The organism is Nonomuraea sp. CA-218870 (genome assembly GCF_050936535.1).
GTDB classification, from domain to species: Bacteria; Actinomycetota; Actinomycetes; order Streptosporangiales; family Streptosporangiaceae; genus Nonomuraea; species Nonomuraea corallina.
In genome coordinates this window covers 2,804,735-2,827,516 of sequence record NZ_JBNJMN010000001.1, presented here as the reverse complement: position 1 = coordinate 2,827,516, position 22,782 = coordinate 2,804,735, and the positions used below count along the sequence as shown (strand labels likewise).

Genomic DNA, 22,782 nt, shown 5'->3' with positions numbered 1-22,782 from the left:
TTCACGACTCGCCCGGCCGGGCGGCCAGTGAGGTGTAGACGTCCACCTCGCCGGGGCTGATCAGGCCGTCCTGGATGGCGCAGATGAGCAGCTTCTCCTTGGTGGGGGCGGGCCGGCCGGCCGCGGCGTACTTGACCCTGGCCCGGTCGATGTACTGGCGCACGGTCCGCTCCTTGACGCCCATCCGGGCCGCCACGGACGCCTTGGACATGGACTGGAACCAGTACAGCAGCGCCAGCCGCTCCTTCTCCGACAGCTGCGGCCGGTGCGGGCTCTCGTCGGTGGCGATCGCCTGCGCCATCGGCGGGGTCACGCTGGGCCGGTCGGCGGCCACCGCCAGGATCGTCTCCACGCACGACTCGCGGGTGGCCCGGCCCTTGCCGATGAACGCCGACGCGCCCGCGTCGAGCACGGCCCGGACCGTCTCCGGCTCCTCGTGCTCGGAGAAGACGACGACCCGCTGACCGCCCGCGCACAGCTCGCCCACCCGGTCCACGATCATGGTGCCGTTGAGGTTGAGATCGAGCAGCAGCACGTCCGCGGGCGTGCCCCGGACGGACTCGATGGTCGGCCCCTGGGCGACGAGCATGACCGGGCTGGGCGGACCGAACCAGGACCGCACCCCGTCCACCACCACCTGGTGGTCCTCGACCAGGGCGACCGTCACGTGGCCTGCCACATGCTGTTGACCCATACCTCACCTCCCTGACGCTGATAGGTGACGACGACCCCGCTCGCCTTACGCACCGGGTCGGAGCTGACCGCCAGGTCGTCATTGTCGGCCACGACGGCCACGCTCACCATGGTCGACATGGCCGACACCGTGACCCTGGCCCACGACCTCGCCCCGTCCAGCGCCAGCAGCGGCACCCGCAGCAGGTCCGCGCGTACGCTGTCGGCCAGGTCGGGCAGGGTGCCGCCGAACGGCGGCGCCGTCACCAGCACCCTGCGCCGTTCGGCGGCGTCGATGCGCTCGCGCAGCGCGGTCACCAGCGCGTCGGGCACGTCCTCGCGCTCGGTGATGAGCCGGCGCAGCCGCAGGGCGCCGGCCGTGCACTCCTGGCGCACCCGCTCGTCACCGGGGTCGGCGCCGTCGGCGAGCCGCTCCAGCAGGTCCTCGGCCACGTCGCGGATGGCACCGTAGCGGCGCAGCCGGTCGGCGTGGATGCGCTGCGCGGACATCCGCCAGGCCTCGTCGGCGGCCAGCCGCCGGGCCAGCAGGGCGGCGTCCTCGGCGCTGGCGCGCAGCGCGTGGCCGCCGACGCTGTAACCGAGCTGCAGGGTGATGGCGCCGGCCACCACGACCAGGTACTTGGCGACCGAGACCCGGTCGAACGCGCCGGTGACGACCATCGCGGCCAGCATGAGCCCGGCGTTGGCCGCCAGGAACGCGATCAGCTCGGCCCGCCAGCGCGGCCGGTTCCACAGCAGCATGACGCCGACCCAGCCGACCGACCCCCACCCCCAGTCGATGGTGCCCAGCAGGTCGCGCGGGTGGCAGGCGAGGATGACGGCGACGTCCACGGCCAGCGTCACCGCCACGAGCAGGCCCGTGCCCGCCGCCGGCACCGTCCTGTCGCGTAACAGGTGGACGGCGGCGACGACCCCGACCACGGTGTAGACGACCCAGGCGACGGCCGCCAGCACCGGCAGGCGGAAGTCCTCCCACCCGGTGACCGTGACGGTCAGGTCGTAGCCGACGTGCCACAGGCCGGCGATCACCACCGCGCCGAGCGCCGTGTAGCGGGCGTAGCGCCGCGCCACCTGCTCGATGTCGCCGGTCATGCCCGCCACCACAGCGTGACCCGGGTGCCGTGGCCGCCCGAGGAGATGTCGGCGCCGCCGTTGGGCAGGGCGCGCATGGTGTCAAGGATGGAGCCGCGCACGCCGAACCGGTCGGGCGGCAGCCGGTCGCGGTCGAAGCCGCGGCCGTGGTCGGCGACCTCCACCCTGATCTCGTCGCCGCGCCTGCTGGAGACCAGCTCGGCCTCGCGGACGCCGGCGTGCCGCGCCACGTTCGACAGGGCCTCGGTGACGGCGCGGGCGAAGCTCTCGGCGACCTCGCCCGGCACGGTCTCCCGGGTGAGCCGCCGGCGCACGCGCAGCCCGGCGGCCCGCCCGGCCACCTCGTCGAGCAGCGCGTCCAGGGCGATGGGCGCGCGCTCGTCGCCGGGGGTGGCGCGCAGCCGGTCGAGCGCCGACAGGTCGGCGACCGCCTGCTCGCGCAGGGTGGCCGAGGGCCCGTCGTAGGTTCCCAGGCCGACCATGGTGAGGGTGTGCAGAGACGTCTCGTGCACGCTGCCGACCTGTTTCAGCTCGTCCTCGCGGCGCAGCCGCTCCACCATGAGCGCGACGTCGGCGCGGGCGCTCTCCCTGAGGAACCCGTCGGCGGAGGCGGCGGAGCGGCGCAGCAGCGTCATCAGCACCGCGATCGCCAGCACCTGGCCGAGGTGGATGCCGAGGGAGACGGTGACGTCCTGGCCGGGGGCGGCGAGCCGCACCCCGGCCAGGTACGCCACCGCGACCCCCACACCGGTGGGCACGGCCGCCGCGGGCCGCCAGGCGACGGCCGGCACGATGATCGTCATGGTCACCAGCACCGCCACCCAGCTCGCGCCGCCCGCCAGCGCCTCCCCTGCCACCAGGTGACGCTGCGCGAGACAGAGCGCGACGGTGATCGCCACGTCGCCGGCGACGAGCCAGGCCGGCAACGGCAGCCCGCGCCACCACCGCAACAGGAACAGCGCGGTCCACCCGAGCTCGACCGCCAGAGCCGGGCCCAGCCAGGCCGCGGAGACGGGCGGGACGGCGCCGAGGGCGCCCGCGACGGCCACGACCACGCCCATGGCGCCGCGCGCGCCGGCAACGGTGCGCCCGGCGGTGCGCTCCAGTTGCCTGGCCGCCGAGTCGTAGCGTGTGGAACCGAGATGAGCCATCGCCCGTCCGCCCGCGACGCGATCACAAGTCGGCACACACGATAACGCACCTGATCCGTGCCGGCCGGATTCGCCGACAGGGATCGCCTGGCTGTCTTCCTCGGTCCTGCTCCCACCCCCGCACTCTCTACCGTCCGCGCCCCCGGCGGCATGACGGCTGATCGACCGTCATGCCATCCCCGGCCGGTGCGCGTGTACTGGCCCTGTCGCGATCACCGCGACTGAGGGGGGACCTCCATGACGCTCATCTCGATCTCGATCCTGATCTCCTGCCTGTCGGTGATGGCGGTCCGTGGCAGGCGGGGGCCGTGGCCACCGGGACTCCCGGTGGCACGGCCGCGGCTGTCGGCAGCGGGCGGCACGTTCGAGGGTTCGCACGGCCGCCCCTCCGACGAGTACGTGATCCAGGAACGGCTGATCGCGGTGGCCGACGGAGGGGGGCGGGGCCGGCCCGGTCACACGGCGGCCGCGCTGGCCCTGGGCGCGGTGGTCGCGGCCCGGCCGCAGATGGCCGGGACGCGGGCGGAGGAGCTGGGAAGCTGCGCGCGCACGGCGTGGCGGGCGGCGCTGCGCGCGGAGCCCGCCCTGGCGGAGGAGGCCACCGGCCTGGACCTGATCGTGCTGGACGTGGGCGAGCATCCTCGCCTGCGCTACGCCCACGTCGGCGGCGGCGCGATCTGGCACTGCGCGAAGGGCGGCAGGCCGCGGCGGCTGACGGCGGCCGGGACCGGACAGAGCGGGACCGCCGCGCCGGAGATCGGCAGCGTGCCGCTCCGCCAGGGCGACCGGGTCGTCGTGGTCACCGACGGGGTGGTCAGGGCGCTGGGCCTGGAACGGCTGCTGGAGCTGTTCGCCGACGGCCGGTCGCCGACGGCCTGCCTGGATCAGCTGTACGACGAGCTGTCGGTGCTGGAGCCGGACGAGGACGCCACCATGCTCGTCGCCGACTTCGTCAGCGCGTGACGCGCTCCCTATCCTGGTAGAGGCCGGACACGAGCCGGGCGGCCAGGATGTGGAAGGACGGTCGATGACGATCCCTCTCGGACCCTTCGCCGGCCGGACCATCGGCGAGCTCGGCCGCGAGCTGCGCGCGGGCCGCACGACGGCCGAGGAGCTGGCGCGGGAGTCGCTCGACGCCGTCGCCCGGCTCGACCCCGCGCTCAACTCCTTCGTCGGCGTGGATGCCGGGGGCGCGCTCGCGGCGGCCAGGGAGGCGGACCGCGAACTGGCCGGCGGCGCCGACCGGGGCCCGCTGCACGGGATCCCCGTGGGGGTCAAGGACCTGGTCGAGGTGGCCGGCCTGCCCGCCACCATGGGGTCGCGGCACTTCACGGGCTACGTCCCCGCCTCCGACGCGGCGTGCGTGACGCGGCTGCGCGAGGCCGGGGCGGTGATCGTGGGCAAGACCACGACCCACGAGTTCGCGTACGGGCCGACCGGCGACTGCTCGGCCAACGGACCCTCCCGCAACCCGTGGGACCCCGGGCGCATGTCGGGCGGCTCCAGCGGCGGCAGCGCCGCCGCCGTGGCCGCCGGTCTGGTGCCGCTGGCGATCGGCACCGACACCGGCGGGTCGGTGCGCATCCCCGCGGCGCTGTGCGGGGTGGCCGGTTTCAAGCCCGCGTACGGCGTCATCCCGGCCGACGGCGTCTTCCCGCTGGCGCGCAGCTTCGACCACGTGGGGGTGCTCGCCCGCACCGCCGGCGACTGCCTCCTCGCCTATCGGCTCCTCGGCGGCCGGGAGACCGGACCCTCCCGCCGCCCGCCGCGCGTGGCCTGGCTCGACCCCGCCCCGCTGCACGCCTGCGACCCCGAGGTGACGCGGATCGCGGCGGAGGCGGCCGGGGCGAGGGGGGTGGTGGGGAAGCTCGCGCTGCCTCAGCAGGTCGCCGACGCGCTGCGCGAGGTGTACGTCACGATCCAGAGCGCCGAGGCCGCCGACGTGCACGCCGAGCGGGTGAGCCGGGCGCCCGAGCTGTTCCAGCCCGAGGTGCTCGACCGGCTCAAGGGGGCGATGGAGGTTCCGGCCTGGAGGTACGTGCGCGCGGTGGCGCGGCTGCCCCGGCTCGCCGAGGCGGCCGAGGCGCTGTTCGAGGAGCACGACGTGCTCGCGCTGCCGACGGTGCCGTTCACCGCCCCGCCGCTCGGCCTGCGGGAGACGGAGCTGGGCGGGCGGCCCGTCGCCGTGCGCGCCGCGCTGCTGGCCCTCACGAGCCCGTGGAACGTGCTCGGGTTCCCCGCCCTGAGCGTGCCGGCCGGGACGGTGGCCGGGCTGCCGGTCGGGCTCCAGCTCGTCTGCCGTCCCGGCGACGAGGACCTGCTCGCCGCGGCGGCGCGGGGAACGGGGTCGTGAGCGACTCCGGGCATCCCGCGGCCTGACCGTAGTGCAGGCTGTACCACCGGTCTCCAGAGCGCTGGATCGATCTTGAGGCGGCGGGCCGACAGGCTTGGTCACGTCCGAGAACGAGCCATCCGAACAAACGGAGACACCCATGTCGCAGCACCCCGCCCGCATCCTGGCGGTCTCGGCGCTCGCCGCGCTGGCAGGGCTGAGCCTGACCGCGCCGATCGCGCACGCCGCCCCCGCCGATCCCGTGCAGCAGCGCCTGGACGCGCTGGTCGGCGAGTCCGCCTTCCCCGGCGCGCTGGCGGCGGTGGTCGGGCGCGACGGGCGGAGCCGGACCTACACGGCCGGAGTGGCCGATCTGAAGACCAGGGCGAAGATGCCGGAGAACGGCCGGGTGCGGATCGCCAGCAACACCAAGATGTTCACCGCCGTGGTCGCGCTCCAGCTGGCCGGTGAGGGCAAGCTGGACCTGGACGCGCCGATCGAGAAGTACCTGCCCAAGGTCGTCCGGGGCAAGGGCGTCGACGGGCGGAAGATCACCACCCGTCAGCTGCTCCGGCACACCAGCGGCCTGCGCGACTACGACGACCTCCTCGCCGGCGACTTCACCACCATGCTGGAGCGCCACGTCGAGCCGCGCGACCTGGTCGACGCCGCGCTGGCGCACCGCGACTCCCCCGCCAAGGGCTGGAGCTACAGCAACACCAACTACGTCCTGGCCGGGCTCATCATCCAGAAGGTCTCCGGCCGGCCCGTCGGCGAGGAGATCACCCGGCGGGTGATCAAGCCGCTGGAGCTGCGCGACACGTACTGGCCCGGCGTCGGCGAGCGGGCCATCCGCGGCCCGCACCCCAAGGGCTATCTCGCGCTCAAGCCGGGTGACCCGTACCGGGACGTCACCGCCATGGACCCGTCGATGGCGTGGGCCGCCGGCGCGCTGGTGGCCACCCCGAAGGATCTCAACACGTTCATGACCGCGCTGGTGGGCGGCAAGCTGCTCAAGCCCGCGCAGTTCAAGGAGATGACGACGACCGTGGCCGCGCCCCAGTTCGACATGGTGGGCGGCGCCCGGTACGGGCTCGGCGTCGCCACCTTCAAGCTGAGCTGCGGCGGCTTCGCCTGGTCCCACGGCGGCACCGCGCCCGGCTACGCCACCGGCAACGGGGTGACGCGGGACGGCCGCGCCGCCACCGTCGCGGTCACCGCCCTGCCGAACGAGCTGCCCGCCGTCAAGAACCTGGAAGCCGCCCTGGACACCGCTCTGTGCGCCTGACCGGCGCGCGGGGGCGCCCGGAGCGGTCACGGCCCGCCAGGACCGCGCGGTGTCCGGCCTCCGGTCACGGCCCGCCGAAGCCGAGCACCGTCCGCAGGATCGCCGCCGGGTCGCCGCCGTCACCTCGCCAGGCGACGTGCTGGTCGGGCCGGACCAGGACGAGCGGCGCCCCGTACCGGTCGAGCAGGCCCTCCCGCGTCAGGTCGACCACCGTGAACGGCGCCCCGAGAGCCCGCGCCGCCTCCTCGAAGGCGGAGGCGGATCCCGGGGCCAGGCGCAGCAGGGTGAGCCCTTCCCCCAGCGCGTCGTACAGGGAGCGGCCATCGGGCAGCCAGGCGTGCGGCAGCCGCGCGCCCGGCCGGGCGGAGCCGTGGTAGACCTGCGGGGTGTGCGGCGGGACGGGCGAGCCGTCGTCGGCCACGACCGGCGAGCCCGCGTAGTGGTAGCCGAGCACGAGCCCTTCGCTGTAGAACTCGCCCGCCTTGACCCGCAGCGCGGCGGCCGTCTCGGCGCGGGCGCGCTCGGCGTCGGGGCCGGCGCCGGTGAGCGGGCGGTCGGCGAAGGCGGGCGCGAGCAGCTTCTCCTGGGCGGAGCTGTCGGCGATCGTCTGCGCGGCGACCGGGCGGCGTTCGGCCTCGTAGCTGCCGAGCAGCGCGGGCCCGCCCCAGCCCTGGAGCACGGCGGCGAGCTTCCAGGCGACGTTGACGGCGTCGCCGACGCAGGTGTTGAAGCCGTGGCCGCCCCACGGCGGGTTGAGGTGGGCGGCGTCGCCGACGAGGAAGACCCGCCCGGCCCGGTAGCGGTCGGCGAGCAGCATCCTGGCCACCCACGGGTCGGTGCTGACGACGCTGATCGGCAGGTCGGCGCCGATCAGGACGCGCACCAGCCGCTCCGGGTCCGGCGCGGAGGTGCGCACGTCGACCCCCACCATGATCGCCCACCACTTGTCGTCGAGGTCCATCCGGCCCATCAGGCCGGACACCTCCGGATGGATCACCCAGTACTGCACGGCCGGGCCGAGCGGGACCTTCGCCGCCAGGCCGGGCGCGTGGAACACCACGCTGAGGTTGGGCCGCTCACCGGACGAGCCCTCGTACGACGCGCCGATCGCCTCGCGGCTGACCCCGGCGGCGCCGTCGCAGCCGAGCAGGTAGTCGCCCTCGATCGCGGAGCCGTCGGACAGCGCGGCGCGGACCCGGTCGCCGTCCTGCTCGATCGCGGTGACGGCGCGGCCGGTCAGGAGCGTGACGGCGGGCAGTTCGGCCACCGCCTCGCGCAGCAGCCGCTCCACGACCGGCTGCGGCACCTGCTGGCCCGGCTCGGCCCACCGCTCGTCGCGCTCGGGGTGCAGGCCGAAGGCGTTGGGGAACCGGGTGAGCTCGACGCCGAGCAGGTTGGTGCAGAACAGCACGTCCTGCGACCAGGAGACGGGCAGCGGCGCGGCCTCGCGCAGCCGGTCGGCGAGCCCCCACCGGCGCAGGTGCTCCATGGTGCGCATGCTGGTGGTCTTGGCGCGCGGCCGGTCCTGGTCGATCGTGACGCGCGGCTCCACCACGGTGGTGGGGACGCCGCGCCTGCCCAGCTCGACGGCGGCGGCGAGCCCGGCGGGGCCGCCGCCCGCGACGAGGACCCGGCTCACGCGCCGCTCCTGCCGGACGGGCCGGTGACCGGCGTGCGGATCACGCCGAGCCGTTCGACCTCCACCTCCACCACGTCGCCCGGCGTCAGCAGCCGGGGCGGCGTCCGGACGTAGCCGACGCCCTCCGGGGTGCCGGTGGCGACGACGTCGCCGGGGTGGAGCGTCAGCGTGGCGCTGATGTGGGACAGGAGCCGGGGCACGGTGAAGATCATGTCTCGGGTGTCGCCGTCCTGCATCACCTCGCCGTTGACCCGGGTGACCACGCGCAGCCCGTCGGCGAGGCCGCCGGTCTCGTCGGCGGTGACGATCGGGCCGATCGGGCCGCTGCGGTCGGCGTTCTTGCCGAGCGTCCACTGGCTGGTGAGCTTCTGCGCGGTGCGGGCGGTGAGGTCGTTGAACGCGGCGTACCCGAGGACGCCGGCCTCGGCCTCGCTCTCGTCCGCGTCGGCCAGCCGCGCGCCGACCACGGCGGCGACCTCGCCCTCCCAGTCCAGCCCCGGCTCCCCGGCCGGCACCGGGACGGCGACGCCGGTGACCGACAGCGAGGCCGTCCACCGGCCGAACACCGTCGGGTGCGCGGGCGGCTCGAAGCCGCCCTCCGCCGCGTGCGCCCGGTAGTTGAGCCCGACGCACAGCACCCGCGCCGACGGCGGCACGGGCGGCGCGAGCTCCACCTCGGCCAGCGGCACCCCGCCGGGCCCCGCCTGACGCGCCCGGTCCAGCCAGTACGGGACGTCGTCGTAGAAGTCGGTCACCTCCGCCAGAGGCGTGACCGTGCCGTCCGTCACGACGCCGACGGTCACGTGCCGCCCGCCGTCGCGCGCGGCCATCCCGACCAGCTTCACCGCGGGTCTCCTTCCTTGACCAGCCTGATGTCGAACTCGGCCGCCAGGAACGGCCCGTCCATCCCGAAGCGCGGGCCGGCGGACGGCCGGAAGGCGGCGACGAGCGCGTCCTTGACCGCGAACGCGGCGTCGGAGCCGAGGTAGGGGTCGCCGGCCACGAACACGTGGGTGGTGAGGGGCCGGTGCCCGGCGGCCCGGACCTTGACGTGGATGTGGGCGGGCCGCATCGGGTGGCGGCCGATCGCCCGCAGCAGCTCGCCGACCGGGCCGTCGGTCGGCACCGGGTAGCTGCTCGGCAGCACCGTGCGGAACCAGTAGGCGCCGTCGGGGCCGGTGGTGAGCAGGGCGCGCAGGTTGCCGTCGGGCTGCTCGGGGTCCTGGCTGTCGTAGTGGCCGGCGTCGTCGGCCTGCCAGACGTCGAGCACCGCGCCCGCGACGGGGACGCCGTCGCAGTCGGTGACGCGGCCGTGCACGACCGTGGGCTCGCCGCGCCGCCGTTCGGGTCCTTCGGCGATCCAGGCGCCCAGGGGGCGGGGCGGCGCGGGCGAGTGGAAGGGGCCCTCGACCGAGCTGGGGGTCATGGTGGGCGGGCCGGTGTGGTTCACCTCGTCGACGGCGGAGGTGACGCCCAGCATGTCGGACAGCAGGATGAACTCGTTGCGGGTCTCGGTGCAGGTGTGCCCGACGCGCACCAGGAAGTCGACGGCGCGCAGCCACTCGGCCTCGGTGGGCCTGGTCTCACGGACGAACGCGTGCAGATGGGTGACGACGCCGCCGACCAGCTCGCGCAGCCGCGCGTCCTCCCCCGCGACGGAGCCGAGGACCTGGGCGAGCAGGGCGTCGAGCCGGTCGGGGCCGGGTTCCGGGGTCATCGTCGCCTCCACCTCTCTCTTGATCGGCAAACCCTAGGGTGTGGGCCAGGGCGCGCACCAGGGAGGATTTCATTCAATGGCACACTGCACGGGTGACGGACGCTCCCCGTGGCCGCCGGCCGCCGCACGGCGCCCCCGTGATCGACCGGGCCTTCGCGCTGCTCGGCGCGTTCTCCGCGACCCGCAGGGCGATGACGCTGGCCGAGCTGAGCCGCGCCACCGGCACGCCGCCCAGCACGGCGCTGCGGCTGGCCCGCCGCCTGCTGCACTGGGGCGCGCTGGAACGCGACGGCGCCGGCCGGTACGTGATCGGGCTGCGGCTGTGGGAGCTGGCCTCCCTCGCGCCGCGCGGGCACGGGCTGCGCGAGGCCGCGCTGCCGTATCTGGAGGACCTGTACGAGGCCACGCACCAGCACGTGCTGCTGGCGGTGCGCGACGGGACGGAGGCCCTGCTGGTGGAGCGGCTGTCGGCGAGGGACGCCGTGGACGTGCTCTACCGGGTGGGCGGGCGGCTGCCGCTCCACTCGACCGGGGTCGGCCTGGTGCTGCTGGCCCACGCCGAGCCCGAGTTCCAGGACCGGGTGCTGGCCGGGTCGCTGGTGCACGAGCCCGAAGGGCTGCCCGTCTCGCCGGCGGCGCTGCGGCGGACGCTGGCGCGGGTGCGCGGGACGGGGCTGGCGGTGATCGAGCGGTCGGAGCCGGGGCCGCTCGTCAGCGTCGCCGCGCCCGTCCGGGACGGCGGCGACCGCGTGGTGGCGGCGCTGTCGGTGGTGGTGCCCGCCGCGGGCGCGGAGCCGCGCGTGCTCGCCCCCGCACTGCGCGCCACGGCCCGCGCCCTCTCCCGCGCCCTCGGCGCTCCCCGCTCCTCCTCGCGCTCCCCCTGACCCCTCCCACGCCGGCGCCCGCGCGTCCGGGTGTCCTTCAGGGGACAGTTCCGCGCGCACGACCTCGGACATCACTGTCCGCTGGCTACCGTTGACGCGTGGCGTACGTACGGAAAGCCAACAGAGGACCCAGCGCGGCGGCAGCCAACCGGGCGGCGCTCGTCACGGCGGCCCGCGAGCTGTTCGCGACCACCGGGTTCGACGCCCCGCTCAGCGCGGTCGCGCGACGGGCCGGCGTCGGGCAGGGCAGCCTCTACCGTCACTTCCCCGACCGGGCGAGTCTGGCGCTGGCCGTGTTCGAGGGGAACGTCGCCGAGCTGGAGTCGCTCGCCGCCGAGCCGGCGACCACGCTCGACGACCTGTTCGCGCGGATCATCGAGCAGACCGTCGCCTCCGTCGCGTTCCTCGACGTGGTGACCTCGGCCGACGAGCGCATGGCGGCCGTGCGGCACCGGGTGACCGAGCTGCTGGCGGCGAAACTCGACCAGGCCAGGCGGGACGGCGCCGTACGCGCCGACGTCACGACCGGCGATCTCCTGCTCGTCGTCGGCATGCTGGCCGGGGTGCTGAAGCGGACCCCGGCGGCCGACCTGTCGGCCGTGGCCGCGCGGGCCTGGACCCTGCTGCGCCGCTCGATCTGACCCCCGGCCTTGCCGGAGTTGCCAGTGAACTCCCAGCCTGAGGCATTAGCCTCTGTCCGCATAAGGGGATGGCCCGGGACGCCACCCGGCTGACATGGCTCGGAGACGAAAGACATGAAGATCCGGTACATGCTGTTGCACGCCTACGGCATGGGCGGGACCATCCGCACCGTCGTCAACCAGGCGAACGCGATGGCGGCGGCGGGTCACGACGTGGAGATCGTCAGTGTGGTCCGCCGCCGGACCAAGCCCCAGTTCGCCATCGACCCGCGGGTGAAGGTGTGGGCGCTGGTGGACCAGCGGACGGCGGTCGAGGAGGACTCGCTGGTCCGCAAGGTGTGGCGCCGCGCGCGGGGCAAGATCGTGCCCGCGGGCGAGTTCGCCGCCGGCTATTTCACCGAGCGCGTCGAGCGCGCGGTCATCGAGTACGTCTCCCCGCTGAGCGACGGCATCCTGGTGACCACCCGCCCGGCGCTGAACCTCATCGCCGCCCGCCGCGCCACGTCCGGCGTGATCCGGGTGGCGCAGGACCACATGAACCTGGGCTCGTACCGCAAGCCGGTACGCGAGCAGATCGCCCGCCACTACAGCCGCTTCGACGCGGTGGTGGTGCTGACCGAGACCAGCCGGGCCGAGTACGTCACCGCGCTTCCCGGCACCCCCGTCATCCGCATCCCGAACGGGATCCCGATGGCCGGGCGCGAGCCCTCCGACCACACGGCCCCGGTCGTGATCGCCGTCGGCCGGCTGGTGCGGCAGAAGGGCTTCGACTACCTCATCCAGGCGTTCGCCTCGGTCGCGGGCGAGCACCCGGACTGGGAGGTGCGGGTCTTCGGCACCGGCCCGTCCGAGGACAAGCTGCGCGAGCGCATCGAGGAGGCGGGCCTGACCGGCCGGTTCCGGCTGATGGGCCGCACCGAGAAGATCCACGAGGAGATGGCCGCGGCGTCGATCTACGCGCTCAGCTCCCGCATCGAGGGCCTGCCGATGGCGATGATCGAGGCGATGGGCCACGCTCTGCCCGTGGTGGCCTTCGACTGCCCGACGGGGCCGGCGGACGTCCTGACGAACGGCGTGGACGGCGTGCTGGTGCCGCCGCGCGACCCGGCGGCGCTGGGCGCGGAGCTGTCGCGGCTGATGGGCGACATCGAGACCCGGCGGCGGCTGGGCTCCGCCGCGGCGGAGACCGCCAGGAGCTTCTCGCCGGAGGTGGTGATGCCGCTGTGGGAGCGGCTGTTCACCGCGCTGGCCAACGGCGAGCGGCTCGACGGCCCGCCCTGGACCTGACGCCGGCCCGCCCCGGCGGAAAACCGCTTCCTCGATCGTCGGCGCCTTCACTACACTCGCCGGCGTACCGCGCGCCGCAGTGGCGCGCTCCGACGTCCGAGGGGAGCCGGCCGTGCGCCACCACAGCACCGCCGCCGCCGTCCCTCCGTCGCGGTACGAGGTGATCCTGGTGTCTCCGGCGGCCCGGTGCCGGCTGCGCGGCCGTCACCGGACGCCGTGACGAACCCCTGATCCGCCGGGTGGGCTCCGCCCTGCCCCGGTTACTCTCGTCCGGCCGATCGCGCTGTCCTGCCTGTACCTCATGAAGGGTCATGGACCGTGCGCCGTCCCACCACCAACACGCCGGCCGTCGTCCGCAACCTGGGCATCCTCGCCCATGTCGACGCCGGCAAGACCACTCTCACCGAACGCGTCCTGTACGTCACCGGCGCCACCTACAAGCGCGGCGAGGTGCACCGCGGGACGACCGTCACCGACTTCGACGCCCAGGAGCGCGACCGCGGCATCACGATCTTCGCCGCGGCCGTGAGCTGCGCCTGGGCCGGACACCGGATCAACCTCATCGACACCCCCGGCCACGTCGACTTCTCCGACGAGGTGGAGCGCTCGCTGCGGGTGCTCGACGGCGCCGTCGCCGTGTTCGACGGGGTCGCGGGCGTCGAGCCGCAGAGCGAGTCGGTGTGGCGCCGGGCCGACCGGCACGGGGTGCCGCGCATCGCGTTCGTCAACAAGCTGGACCGGGCCGGCGCCGACCTGGACACGGCCGTCGCCTCCATCCGCGACCGGCTGCGGGTGACGCCGCTGGTCACCCAGTTGCCGATCGGGCGCGAGAACGCCTTCGCCGGCGTCGTCGACCTGCCGCGCATGCGGGCGCTGACCTGGGACGGCGACGTCCTGCGCGAGGACCCGGTGCCGGACGGCCTGCGGTCCGAGGCGCGGCGGCGGCGCAGGCTGCTGGAGGAGGCGGTGGCCGAACTGCACCCGGACGCGCTGGAGGAGTTCTGCGCCGGGCCGGAGATCTCCGCCGGCACGCTCACGGCGGCGCTGCGCGACCTCACCCGTTCCGGTGCGGGCGTCGTGGTGCTGTGCGGGTCCGCGTACCGGAACCTGGGCGTGGAGCCGCTGCTGGACGCCGTCGTCGCGTACCTGCCCTCGCCGCTGGACGTGCCGCCGGTGCGCGGCACGCACGCCGGCGTGGAACGGGAGCGCGCCGCCGACCCGGCGGCGCCGCTCGCGGCGCTGGCGTTCAAGGTGACGTCCACCGCGACCGGCCGGCTGACGTTCCTGCGCCTGTACGCGGGCACGCTGCGCAAGGGCGACACCGTGCTGGACCCGGGCGCGGAGCGGACCGAGCGGGTCGCCCGCATCCTGCGGGTCCAGGCCGACCGGCACACCGAGGTGGACGCGGCGGTGGCCGGGGACATCGTCGCCGTGGCGGGGCCGAAGGCGGTGCGTCCCGGCGCGACGCTGTGCGCGCCGGAGGCCCCGCTGCTGCTCGAACCACCGTCGACGGCCGAGCCGGTGGTGTCCGTGGCCGTCGAGCCGCGCCGGGGCGCCGACGCGGAGCGGCTGGCCTCGGCGCTGGCGCGGCTGGCCGGCGAGGACCCGTCGCTGTCCGTGAGGACCGACGCCGAGACCGGGCAGACGCTGCTGTCCGGGCTGGGCGAGCTGCACCTGGAGGTGGCGGTGGAGAAGGTCCGCCGCGAACACGGGCTGGCGCTCTCCGTCGGCCGGCCGCGGGTGGCGCTGCGCGAGACGGTCGTGCGCGGCGTGTCCGGGATCGTGTACCGGCACGTCAAGCAGGACGGCGGGGCCGGGCAGTTCGCGCACGTGGTGCTCGACGTGGAGCCGGGCTCCGGGTTCGCGTTCGCGTCGACGGTGACCGGTGGCCGGGTGCCGCGCGAGTACGTGCGCGCGGTGGCGGAGGGCTGCCGCGACGCCCTGGCCGAGGGCCCGCTCGGCGGCCACCCGGTGACCGGGCTGCGCGTCACGCTGACCGACGGCGCCACGCACGTGAAGGACTCCTCGGAGCACGCCTTCCGCGCGGCGGGCCGGTTCGGCCTGCGCGAGGCGCTGCGGGCCTGCGTGATGGCGCTGCTGGAGCCGGTGGTCGAGGTCACGGTCTCGGCGCCGGAGGAGGCCGCGGGCGGCGTGCTGGGCGACCTGGCCGCCCGGCGGGGCAAGATCACCGGTACGGCGGCGGAGGCGGGCACGGTGGAGATCACGGCCACGGTGCCGCTGGCCGAGGTGTTCGGCTACGCCACCCACCTGCGCGGCCGCACGCGGGGGCGGGGCACCTTCAGCGCCCGCGCCGCCGGTTACGCGCGGGCTCCCGGCACGGTGGCGTCCCCGTGATCCGCGAGGGCCGGCCCCGCGCCTTGGGGCCGGCCCTGAAGGAAACGTGAAGCGTCCCGTAAGCGGGCGCCCGCATGATGGGGAACACGAACACGGCGGGCCGCTCCCGGCCCGCCGCCCGTCGAGAAGGAGTACGAGATGGCCGGCAAGCTGGTGGTTTCCGCTTTCGTGTCGCTGGACGGAGTCATGCAGGCGCCCGGCGGGCCGGGTGAGGACGACGACAACGGCTTCAAGCAAGGGGGGTGGCTGGCGCCGCACGTGGACGAGGCGTTCGGCCAGATCATGGGCGCCCAGCTCGACCAGGCGAGCGGCATGCTGCTGGGCCGCAGGTCGTACGACATCCTCTCCGCGTACTGGCCGCACGTGTCGGACGAGGACGGCGGCGAGCGGATCAACGGCATGCCGAAGTACGTCGCCACCAGGTCGCCGATGACGGCCACGTGGAACAACACCGAGGTGCTGACGGGCGAGGCGGCCCAGACGGTCGCCGAGCTCAAGCGGCGCACCGACGGCGAGATCATGACCCAGGGCAGCACCGACCTCATCCGCGCCCTGCAGCGGGCCGAACTGGTCGACGAGTACCGCCTGCTGGTCTTCCCCGTCGTGCTGGGCGAGGGCAAGCGGCTGTTCGCCGAGGGCACGATGCCGGCCGGGCTGAAGCTCACCGGGTCCACCGCCACCGAGGCCGGGGTGGTCTACCTGACCTACGCCTGGACGGGCGCGCCGGCGTACGGCTCCGTGGAGTAGCGCACGCCGGGTGATTCCTTACTTTCGTCAGGGGTGGTGCCCGACGTCCGGCCGATCTGGAGAGGCGCCGGGTCGCCCGCCCCGAACCGGACGAGTTCCTGGACGACAGCGGCAGCGGCGGCGTCATCACCACCGCCGCCGACCTGGGCCGATGGCTGGGGTTCCACACCGGCGACGGCCGGCCGCTGGTGACGCGGGGCGGCCTGGAGACCATGCACGCCCCCGGCCCGATCCACCCGTACGGGATGGGCTGGAGCGCCGACGGCGAGTCCGGGCTGCTCGTGCACTCGGGCAACCTGTCCACCTACAACGCCGTCCAGGCGATCTCGCCCGGGACGGGGTACGGGTTCGCGGTCATGACGGACAGCGCCGGGCTCACGGACGAGACGTACGCGGTCGCGATGGGCCTCGCGGCCATGAGCGAGGGACGGACGCCGGAGGTTCCCGGCGGTGACCGGGTGACGTCCGAACTGGTCCCGGCCGCGATCGCGCTGCTGTCGGCGGGGCTGAGCGGACCGTCACCTGGGCCCAGGTCACCTACTTCGCCGCCGGTGGCGGTCCGGCGGGAGACGATCACGCCGGCCCCGCGCTGCACCCGGGGTGATGAGAGCAGCTCACGTTTGGGCCTTGCCGGGTCCGGCAGGACGTCGGATGCTGAGGACACCCCCGACAAGTGAGGTGTCCGTGAAGAGCCTCAGATCCCTCGCCCGCGCCGCCTCGGCTCTCGCCCTCCTGGCCGGCTCCCTGGTCGCGCAGAGCGCGGCGCCCGCCACCGCGAAGACCGTGACCGCCGCTGCGACGGCCACCGCGACCACCGCCACGAGTGCCGCCACGAGTGCCGCCGCTACGGCCGCCGAGGCGCGCGGATTCGTCGACGCCCACAGCCACCTGTTCTCGTATGAGGCGTTCGGCGGCATGCTCATCTGCGGCAAGCCGTTCGACCCCGACGGCATCGCCGCCGCGCTGCGCGACTGCCCCGACCACTACCCCAACGGCGAGCTGGCCTGGTTCGAGAACTTCACCCGGACCGGCTCGCCCACCGGCACCCACGACCCGACCGGCTGGCCGACGTTCCCCGACTGGCCGGCGCACGACTCGCTGACCCACCAGCAGGCCTACTACACCTGGGTGGAGCGGGCCTGGCGCGGCGGACTGCGGGTGCTGGTCAACCACTTGGTGGCCAACCGCCAGCTGTGCGCCATCTACCCGCTGCGCCGCCACGGCTGCGACGAGATGGACTCGATCAGGCTGCAGGCCCAGCGCGCCCGCCAGCTGCAGGACCACATCGACGCCGAGCACGGAGGCCCCGGCCGGGGCTGGTTCCGGATCGTCGAGGACACCGCGCAGGCGCGGCAGGTGATCGAGGCGGGCAAGCTGGCCGTGGTGCTCGGCGTGGAGACGTCCGAGCCGTTCGGCTGCCGCCAGATCCTCGGCATCTCCCGCTGCACCCGGGCCCAGATCGACCGCGGCCTGGACGAGATGTACGCGCTGGGCGTGCGGAGCATGTTCGTCTGCCACAAGTACGACAACGCGCTGTGCGGGGTGCGGTTCGACTCCGGCACCCAGGGCGTGATCGTGAACGTCGGGAACCTGCTCGGCACCGGCTCCTTCTGGCAGGCCCGCACCTGCACGACGGCCGAGCACGACAACACCATCGACCCGGCGGGCGTGCTGCCCGACCAGATCGCCCGCCTGCTGCCGCCCGGCGTCTCGCTGCCCGCCTATCCCCCGGCCCCGCACTGCAACACCCGCGGCCTGACCGCGCTCGGCCAGCACATGGTCGAGGGCATGATGCGGCGCGGCATGATGATCGAGGTCGACCACATGAGCGTCAAGGCCGCCGACCGCACGCTCGACCTGCTCGAAGCCGCCGGCTACCCGGGCGTCATCTCCTCCCACAGCTGGACCGACCCGCGCTACCTGGAGCGCATCTACGCGCTCGGCGGCATGGTCGCGCAGTACGGCCACGACGCCGAGCACTTCGTGGACGAGTGGCGGCGCACCGAGCCGCTCCGCGACGCCCACCAGGTGCCGGGTTACGGGTACGGGCTGGACGCCAACGGCATCGGCCAGTTGCCCGGGCCCCGGTCCGGCAACGCGGGGAACCCGGTGACGTACCCGTTCACGTCACTCAACGGCGTCACCCTGGACCGCCAGCAGACCGGCCAGCGGGTGTGGGACGTCAACGTGGACGGCGTCGCGAACTACGGCCTGGTGCCCGACTGGATCGAGGACATGCGGATCATCGCCGGCCCGGAGATCGTCGAGGACATGGCGGCCGGGGCGGAGTCGTACCTGCGCACCTGGGAGTCGGCGGCCCAGCACGCGGCCACCCGCTGACCGCCTCGGCGGCCGCCGCGGGGTCGTCACGTGGTCAAGGTCCACGTGACGACCCGGCCGCCGCCGCGAGCCGGGGCGTGGTCAGGTCCAGGTGACGACCCAGTAGGCGACGCCGAACGGGTCCTCCTCGTACAGGACCCTGGACCGCCACGTCCCGCCTTCGCAGGCGGCGGCCATGACCTGCCAGGCTGCGCGCCCGGCGACCATGGCGCGCGCGCAGCCGGCCGGGTCCAGCGTCAGCAGCGCGCCGGGGTCGGCCGCCGCGAGGGCGGCGCCGATCCGGGCGTCGAGGTCGATCGCGTACGGGTCGACGTAGCCGGGCGCCTTCTCGCTGCGCCGGGCGCTGCCGTCGGCGACCACGAGCAGCCCCACCGGCCGCCCGCCCGCGCCCAGTTCGCGGCCGAGGGCGCGGCAGCGGTCGCGGGGCTCGTCGCCGCCGACGCCCTGGAGCGTCCACGGCACCGGGCGTCCCGCCAGCAGGGACCGCCCGACGGCCAGCGAGACCGGGAGGACGTCGTCCGCACCGGCCCTTCGCGACCCCGGCGCGACACGCGCCTCTTCGGCCACCCGCGACCCCGGCGCCGCCGCACGGGCCTCGTCGGCCGGCCGGGACCCCGGCACGGCGCGCCCCCCGGGTCCCCGAGGCCGGGCGGGCGCGATCCGGGACTCGGGGCCGGGGGCGTCGGCGGGGAACGGCCGGGTGGCGGTCGCGCCGCCCACGACGACGATCTCGCCGGCCCCCTGGCCGAGCAGCGCGGTGACGGCCGCGGCCATCGCCTCGCGCGCCCCCTCGGCCTCCCGTACGGGACCGCCGGTGACGCCGGGCAGCAGCAGCGGCGCGCCGGGGACGGTCGCCGCCGCGACGATCACGCGAGCCCCCGCACGGTGCGCGCGGGCGGGCGGACGCCCCGGGTCACCGCGACCATGTCGAGCACCTGCCGCGTCTCGGGCACGTTGTGCGCCCGGAACACCAGCGCCCCCTGCCAGGCGCAGAGCGCCGTCACCGCGAGCGTGCCCATCAGCCGCTCGCCCACGGGCAGGTCGAGCGCCTCGCCGACGAAGTCCTTGTTGGACAGCGACACCAGCACGGGCCAGCCGGTGGCCACCAGCTCGTCGACGCGCCGGGTCACCTCCAGGGAGTGCCAGGTGTTCTTGCCGAAGTCGTGAGCCGGGTCGATGAGCACGCGCTCGCGCGGCACCCCGGCGGCGACGGCCCGTTCGGCCAGCGCCACGGTCCGCTCGATCACGTCGGCCACCACGTCGGCGTACTCCACCCGGTGGGGGCGCGTGCGCGGTTCGACGCCGCCGGTGTGGGCGCACACGAGTCCCGCCCCGAACTCGGCGGCCACCTCGGCCAGTTTGGGGTCGGCCCCGCCCCAGGCGTCGTTGAGCAGGTCGGCCCCGGCGAGGCAGACCTCGCGGCCCACCTCGTGCCGCCAGGTGTCGACGCTGATGATCAGGTCGGGGTGGCGTTCGCGCACCTCGGCCACGAACGGGGCGGTGCGCTCGATCTCCTCACGCACGTCCACGTCGACGCCGGGCGCGGCCTTCACCCCGCCGATGTCGACGATGTCGGCCCCTTCGGCCACGACCTGGTCGACCCGGCGCAGCGCCTCCTCGCGGGCGAAGGTGGCGCCGCGGTCGTAGAAGGAGTCGGGGGTGCGGTTGACGATCGCCATCAGCAGCGGCGCCTCGCCGAACGTCCTGGAGCCGAGCGTGAGCCTCATCCGTCTCTCTCCGGCGCGACGCCGTCCCTGACGCAACAGAACATCGCTCCATTCTACGCCAGCCCCTCGGGAACCGGCCTGGGCGGGGACGATCAACGCGCGTACCCGCTCAGGCGGGCGTCGCGGGCAGGGCCGGCGGCCCCGCGCGGGGACCGCCGGCCACGCCGGCTACGGGGTGGTCACCGGGCTGCCGGTGACCGCTGCGGACCAGTAGAGCGCCCGGGCGACCTGCGGGAACAGGCCCTTCGGGTGGTTGCGGAACAGCGGCTCGGTGCCGAAGAGCACCACCGCCGCGCCCCGCTCGTCCCGCCCGCTCACCACGGCGGCCTGGCCCCTGGCCGCGTCCGGTCCGCCGGTGCCGTTCGCGTTGGGACGCCAGTGGCCGGACACGAGCGGGCCGTCGGCCGCGTACGACTGCTCGACCGTGACCTCGGGCCCGAGGCCGGTGAACCAGCGCGGCGAGTACACGAACGCGTGGTCCGGGGCGCCGCCGGCCACCTGCCCGTCGCCGTTGTCAATGACCCGGACGACGCCGTTGGCGTCGCTCCGGCCGGCCACGGCGGTGGCGGTGAGCAGCCCGGCGGCGGCGTTGAAGGCCGCGCCGGTGGCGCCGCGGGTGACCACGCCGCCCGTGGTCAGGAACGCGTCGAGCGCGGCCCTGGCCTCCGGGTCGAGCGCGGTGTAGCTGAGCCCGCTGGAGACGGCCAGCACGTCGGTGCCGCTCCAGTCGAAGCCGGCGTTGAGCACCGCGGTGGAGACCGGGGTGACGGCGAAGCCCAGCTCGCGCAGCGTGAACAGCTCGTCGGCGGAGACCGCGGCGGCGACGCGGACGGGCGCCAGCGGGGCGCCGCCGGCCGAGCGGGCCTTGGTGAAGGCCACGCCGTACCGTCCGGCCACGGCCGCGGCGGCGTCGCGGGCGCCGTCCGGGACGATCACCGAGCCGTCCGCCCAGGTCAGCTTCACGCCCCGGTCGAGCAGGTCGTTGACCGCGCGCACCTCCTTGGCGTCGCGCACGGCCAGCGCCAGCGGCCCGCGGCCCTTCGGCACGGACCCGGTGGGCGCGGCCGCCACGACCGGCGTGCCGATGACCCGCGGCCGGCCGGAGGTGACGGTGTCCACGGTGGCGCCCCAGAGCAGGGCGAGGCTCCAGCCGGAGATGTCGTACATGGCATCCACCCGCGGGGAGATGTCGTGCCCCGGCTCCAGCATCACGTTGGCCAGGCCCCGCTTGGGCTGGCGCATGTCGACCACGTACGAGCCGGCCGGGTAGAGCTTCCCGCCGGCCCGGAAGGGCAGCTTCGCCCGCACCACCCGGACGTCGTTGGCGACCAGGTGGTCCACCAGGCGGGCCGCCGCGGTGGCCGAGCGCTGCCCGTCGCCTTCGGGGATGACGTACGCGTGCGGGTAGGTGGTGGTGTAGACGTCCTCGGGCCCGAACCCGGGCACGATGCCCAGCGGCACCTCCTTGGCCGGTTCGCCCGCCGCGCCGCGCCTGAACACCTCGATCTGGTCGGCGATGATCCGGTCGTGCCGGGAGTCGACGAAGCCGTAGGTGGCCCTGACGGCCGCGGCGGCGATGTCGACGTTGATGGCCGAGCGGCGGCGCAGCTCCTCGACGGGCTGGTTGGTGTAGTCGGCGCCGTTCACCCGCATCGGGAACTCGATCGTGTGCGTGGCGACCGCGCCCTGGAACGGCGCGTACTGCGGGGTGAAGATCGGCGGCCAGTCGTCCCAGCCCTCGGCCGAGTCCCGGAACGGGATCTGCGGCGGGAACACCCCGTCCTTCTCCGGCGTGTAGCCGAGCGCCAGGATGGCCGCCTCGATGCCCAGGCCGTTGGCGTAGGTGTTGGTGATGAACAGGTCGTACTCGTAGTTCGCGCCGTGCGGCGGCGTGGTGGGCTCGACGAGCGTGCCGTTGACGTACCCGTGCAGGTCGAGCATGGCCACCGGCTGCTTGTCGATCATGATCTGGCGCATCGCCCTCGTCTCCGGCTGGGAGGCGGTGACGAAGTCGCGGTTCAGGTCGAACCCGGCGCCGTTCTGCCGGGTGCCGGCGATCCGGCCGTCGGGGTTGGCCGTCACGTTGAAGTACAGGCGGGTCCGCTTGAGCAGGGCGGCGACGGCGGGGTCGGTGCTGGTGGCGAGCTCCTCGATGACCCGCAGCGCGGCGTCGGTGCCCTCCCACTCGTTGCCGTGGATGTTGCCGTTGATGAAGATCGGCGCCTTGTACTTCCTGGGGAGCGACCGGTCGCGGGCCGCCCCGGCCGGGTCGTCCAGGATGCGTTCGCGGATCCGGTCCTGCTCGCGCGCCTCGGCGCGGCTCTCGGGCGCGGTGACGGTCACCAGGTACAGGTCGTGGCCGTTGTGGCTGCGGCCGGTGATCTCCGCGCTCACCCGGTCACTGCGCCGTTGCAGGTCGTTCAGCCTGGGGGCGATCTCGTGGTACGGGACGAGGCCGAGCTTGATGGCGGCGTCGGCGGGGTTCTGCGCGGGCACCGGCAGCGTGTTCCGCCGCGGGTAGCCACGATCGTGGCCGGGAGCGCGGCCGGGAGCGTGGCCGGGAGCGTGGCGGGCGGATTCGGCGGACTCTTCGGGCGCGGCGCGCAGCGCGGTGACCCGCTCGCCGGCTCCTGCGGCCTCCTCGTTGCGCTCCGGCCCGTTGCCGAAGTCGCGGGACGGCGGCGCGGGCTGCTGGACGGGTTCGGCGACGGCCACTCCTGGGGTCAGGAGCGCGGCGGATACGGCGACGGCCGCCAGGGAGACGAGTAAGCGCACGGGGCCTCCACGGATGTAGTGCGACTCGCGTAGATAACGATCAGATCTCCCCTCGCCACAAGAGACGTGACCATAGCGACGCACAATCCATGCCAAACCGTCATCGATCGCCCA

19 protein-coding genes are annotated in these 22,782 nt (G+C 74.7%); 10 read left to right on the top strand and 9 right to left on the bottom strand.

Annotation, left to right across the window (positions count from 1 at the left end):
* Position 1 precedes the first annotated feature (1 nt).
* From ACQEUU_RS13830 to ACQEUU_RS13820, 3 genes are read right to left on the bottom strand one after another with little or no spacing between them, the layout of a single operon-like run.
* A complete protein-coding gene (locus ACQEUU_RS13830) occupies positions 2 to 694 on the bottom strand; it encodes a sigma factor-like helix-turn-helix DNA-binding protein (protein ID WP_433065242.1) in 693 nt (230 codons plus the stop codon).
* Entirely contained in the window at positions 664 to 1,785 is a 1,122-nt protein-coding gene (locus tag ACQEUU_RS13825) for a hypothetical protein (RefSeq protein ID WP_433065239.1), read from the bottom strand. Before ACQEUU_RS13825 ends, ACQEUU_RS13830 begins: the two co-directional genes overlap by 31 nt.
* Positions 1,782 to 2,936 (bottom strand): sensor histidine kinase, encoded by a 1,155-nt coding sequence (locus ACQEUU_RS13820; protein WP_433065236.1) that lies wholly within the window; start codon positions 2,934 to 2,936, stop codon positions 1,782 to 1,784. The genes ACQEUU_RS13825 and ACQEUU_RS13820 overlap by 4 nt, the downstream gene beginning before the upstream one ends.
* Positions 2,937 to 3,173: 237 nt before the next feature.
* Between ACQEUU_RS13820 and ACQEUU_RS13815 the strand changes: the two genes are divergently transcribed.
* The 3 genes from ACQEUU_RS13815 to ACQEUU_RS13805 all read left to right on the top strand — a co-directional run bounded on the left by ACQEUU_RS13815 (position 3,174) and on the right by ACQEUU_RS13805 (position 6,556).
* Entirely contained in the window at positions 3,174 to 3,899 is a 726-nt protein-coding gene (locus tag ACQEUU_RS13815) for a SpoIIE family protein phosphatase (protein WP_433065234.1), read from the top strand.
* Positions 3,900 to 3,963: 64 nt separating this feature from the next.
* Complete coding sequence (locus ACQEUU_RS13810; protein ID WP_433065231.1) at positions 3,964 to 5,289, top strand: amidase; 1,326 nt, start codon at positions 3,964 to 3,966, stop codon at positions 5,287 to 5,289.
* Between the two features lie 139 nt (positions 5,290 to 5,428).
* Positions 5,429 to 6,556, top strand: a complete 1,128-nt coding sequence (locus tag ACQEUU_RS13805) for a serine hydrolase domain-containing protein (RefSeq protein WP_433065228.1) — start codon at positions 5,429 to 5,431, stop codon at positions 6,554 to 6,556.
* 64 nt (positions 6,557 to 6,620) lie between these two features.
* On the opposite strand, the gene ACQEUU_RS13800 is transcribed toward ACQEUU_RS13805, so the two are convergent.
* From ACQEUU_RS13800 to ACQEUU_RS13790, 3 genes are read right to left on the bottom strand one after another with little or no spacing between them, the layout of a single operon-like run.
* The gene (locus tag ACQEUU_RS13800) at positions 6,621 to 8,195 is read right to left on the bottom strand and encodes an FAD-dependent monooxygenase (protein WP_433065225.1); all 1,575 of its coding nucleotides are present in this window, start codon (positions 8,193 to 8,195) and stop codon (positions 6,621 to 6,623) included.
* The gene (locus ACQEUU_RS13795; protein WP_433065222.1) at positions 8,192 to 9,040 is read right to left on the bottom strand and encodes a fumarylacetoacetate hydrolase family protein; all 849 of its coding nucleotides are present in this window, start codon (positions 9,038 to 9,040) and stop codon (positions 8,192 to 8,194) included. Before ACQEUU_RS13795 ends, ACQEUU_RS13800 begins: the two co-directional genes overlap by 4 nt.
* Positions 9,037 to 9,912, bottom strand: a complete 876-nt coding sequence (locus ACQEUU_RS13790; RefSeq protein WP_433065220.1) for a dioxygenase — start codon at positions 9,910 to 9,912, stop codon at positions 9,037 to 9,039. The genes ACQEUU_RS13795 and ACQEUU_RS13790 overlap by 4 nt, the downstream gene beginning before the upstream one ends.
* Before the next feature lie 92 nt (positions 9,913 to 10,004).
* Here ACQEUU_RS13790 and ACQEUU_RS13785 point away from each other — a divergent pair, with 92 nt between their 5' ends.
* The 7 genes from ACQEUU_RS13785 to ACQEUU_RS13755 all read left to right on the top strand — a co-directional run bounded on the left by ACQEUU_RS13785 (position 10,005) and on the right by ACQEUU_RS13755 (position 18,166).
* The gene (locus tag ACQEUU_RS13785; RefSeq protein WP_433065218.1) at positions 10,005 to 10,796 is read left to right on the top strand and encodes an IclR family transcriptional regulator; all 792 of its coding nucleotides are present in this window, start codon (positions 10,005 to 10,007) and stop codon (positions 10,794 to 10,796) included.
* Positions 10,797 to 10,894: 98 nt separating this feature from the next.
* Positions 10,895 to 11,437, top strand: a complete 543-nt coding sequence (locus tag ACQEUU_RS13780) for a TetR family transcriptional regulator (protein ID WP_433065215.1) — start codon at positions 10,895 to 10,897, stop codon at positions 11,435 to 11,437.
* A 114-nt stretch (positions 11,438 to 11,551) separates the two neighbouring features.
* The gene (locus tag ACQEUU_RS13775) at positions 11,552 to 12,724 is read left to right on the top strand and encodes a glycosyltransferase family 4 protein (protein WP_433065212.1); all 1,173 of its coding nucleotides are present in this window, start codon (positions 11,552 to 11,554) and stop codon (positions 12,722 to 12,724) included.
* A gap of 318 nt (positions 12,725 to 13,042) precedes the next feature.
* The gene (fusA, locus tag ACQEUU_RS13770) at positions 13,043 to 15,079 is read left to right on the top strand and encodes an elongation factor G (protein WP_433065209.1); all 2,037 of its coding nucleotides are present in this window, start codon (positions 13,043 to 13,045) and stop codon (positions 15,077 to 15,079) included.
* A gap of 138 nt (positions 15,080 to 15,217) precedes the next feature.
* Entirely contained in the window at positions 15,218 to 15,826 is a 609-nt protein-coding gene (locus ACQEUU_RS13765) for a dihydrofolate reductase family protein (RefSeq protein WP_433065207.1), read from the top strand.
* Between the two features lie 56 nt (positions 15,827 to 15,882).
* Positions 15,883 to 16,503 carry a serine hydrolase gene (locus ACQEUU_RS13760; RefSeq protein ID WP_433071834.1) on the top strand — a complete coding sequence of 207 codons (621 nt, stop codon included), beginning with the start codon at positions 15,883 to 15,885 and terminating at the stop codon, positions 16,501 to 16,503.
* Between the two features lie 7 nt (positions 16,504 to 16,510).
* On the top strand, positions 16,511 to 18,166 hold the full coding sequence (locus ACQEUU_RS13755; protein WP_433065204.1) for a Coagulation factor 5/8 type domain-containing protein: 1,656 nt from the start codon (positions 16,511 to 16,513) through the stop codon (positions 18,164 to 18,166).
* Positions 18,167 to 18,247: 81 nt separating this feature from the next.
* Here ACQEUU_RS13755 and ACQEUU_RS13750 read toward each other — a convergent pair whose 3' ends face one another.
* From ACQEUU_RS13750 to ACQEUU_RS13740, 3 genes are all read right to left on the bottom strand, one after another.
* Positions 18,248 to 19,036, bottom strand: coding sequence for a hypothetical protein (locus ACQEUU_RS13750; protein WP_433065202.1), 789 nt, complete (start codon positions 19,034 to 19,036; stop codon positions 18,248 to 18,250).
* Positions 19,033 to 19,893, bottom strand: a complete 861-nt coding sequence (gene folP, locus ACQEUU_RS13745) for a dihydropteroate synthase (protein WP_433065199.1) — start codon at positions 19,891 to 19,893, stop codon at positions 19,033 to 19,035. Before folP ends, ACQEUU_RS13750 begins: the two co-directional genes overlap by 4 nt.
* Before the next feature lie 168 nt (positions 19,894 to 20,061).
* A complete protein-coding gene (locus ACQEUU_RS13740; protein WP_433065196.1) occupies positions 20,062 to 22,668 on the bottom strand; it encodes a M14 family zinc carboxypeptidase in 2,607 nt (868 codons plus the stop codon).
* Positions 22,669 to 22,782 lie beyond the last annotated feature (114 nt).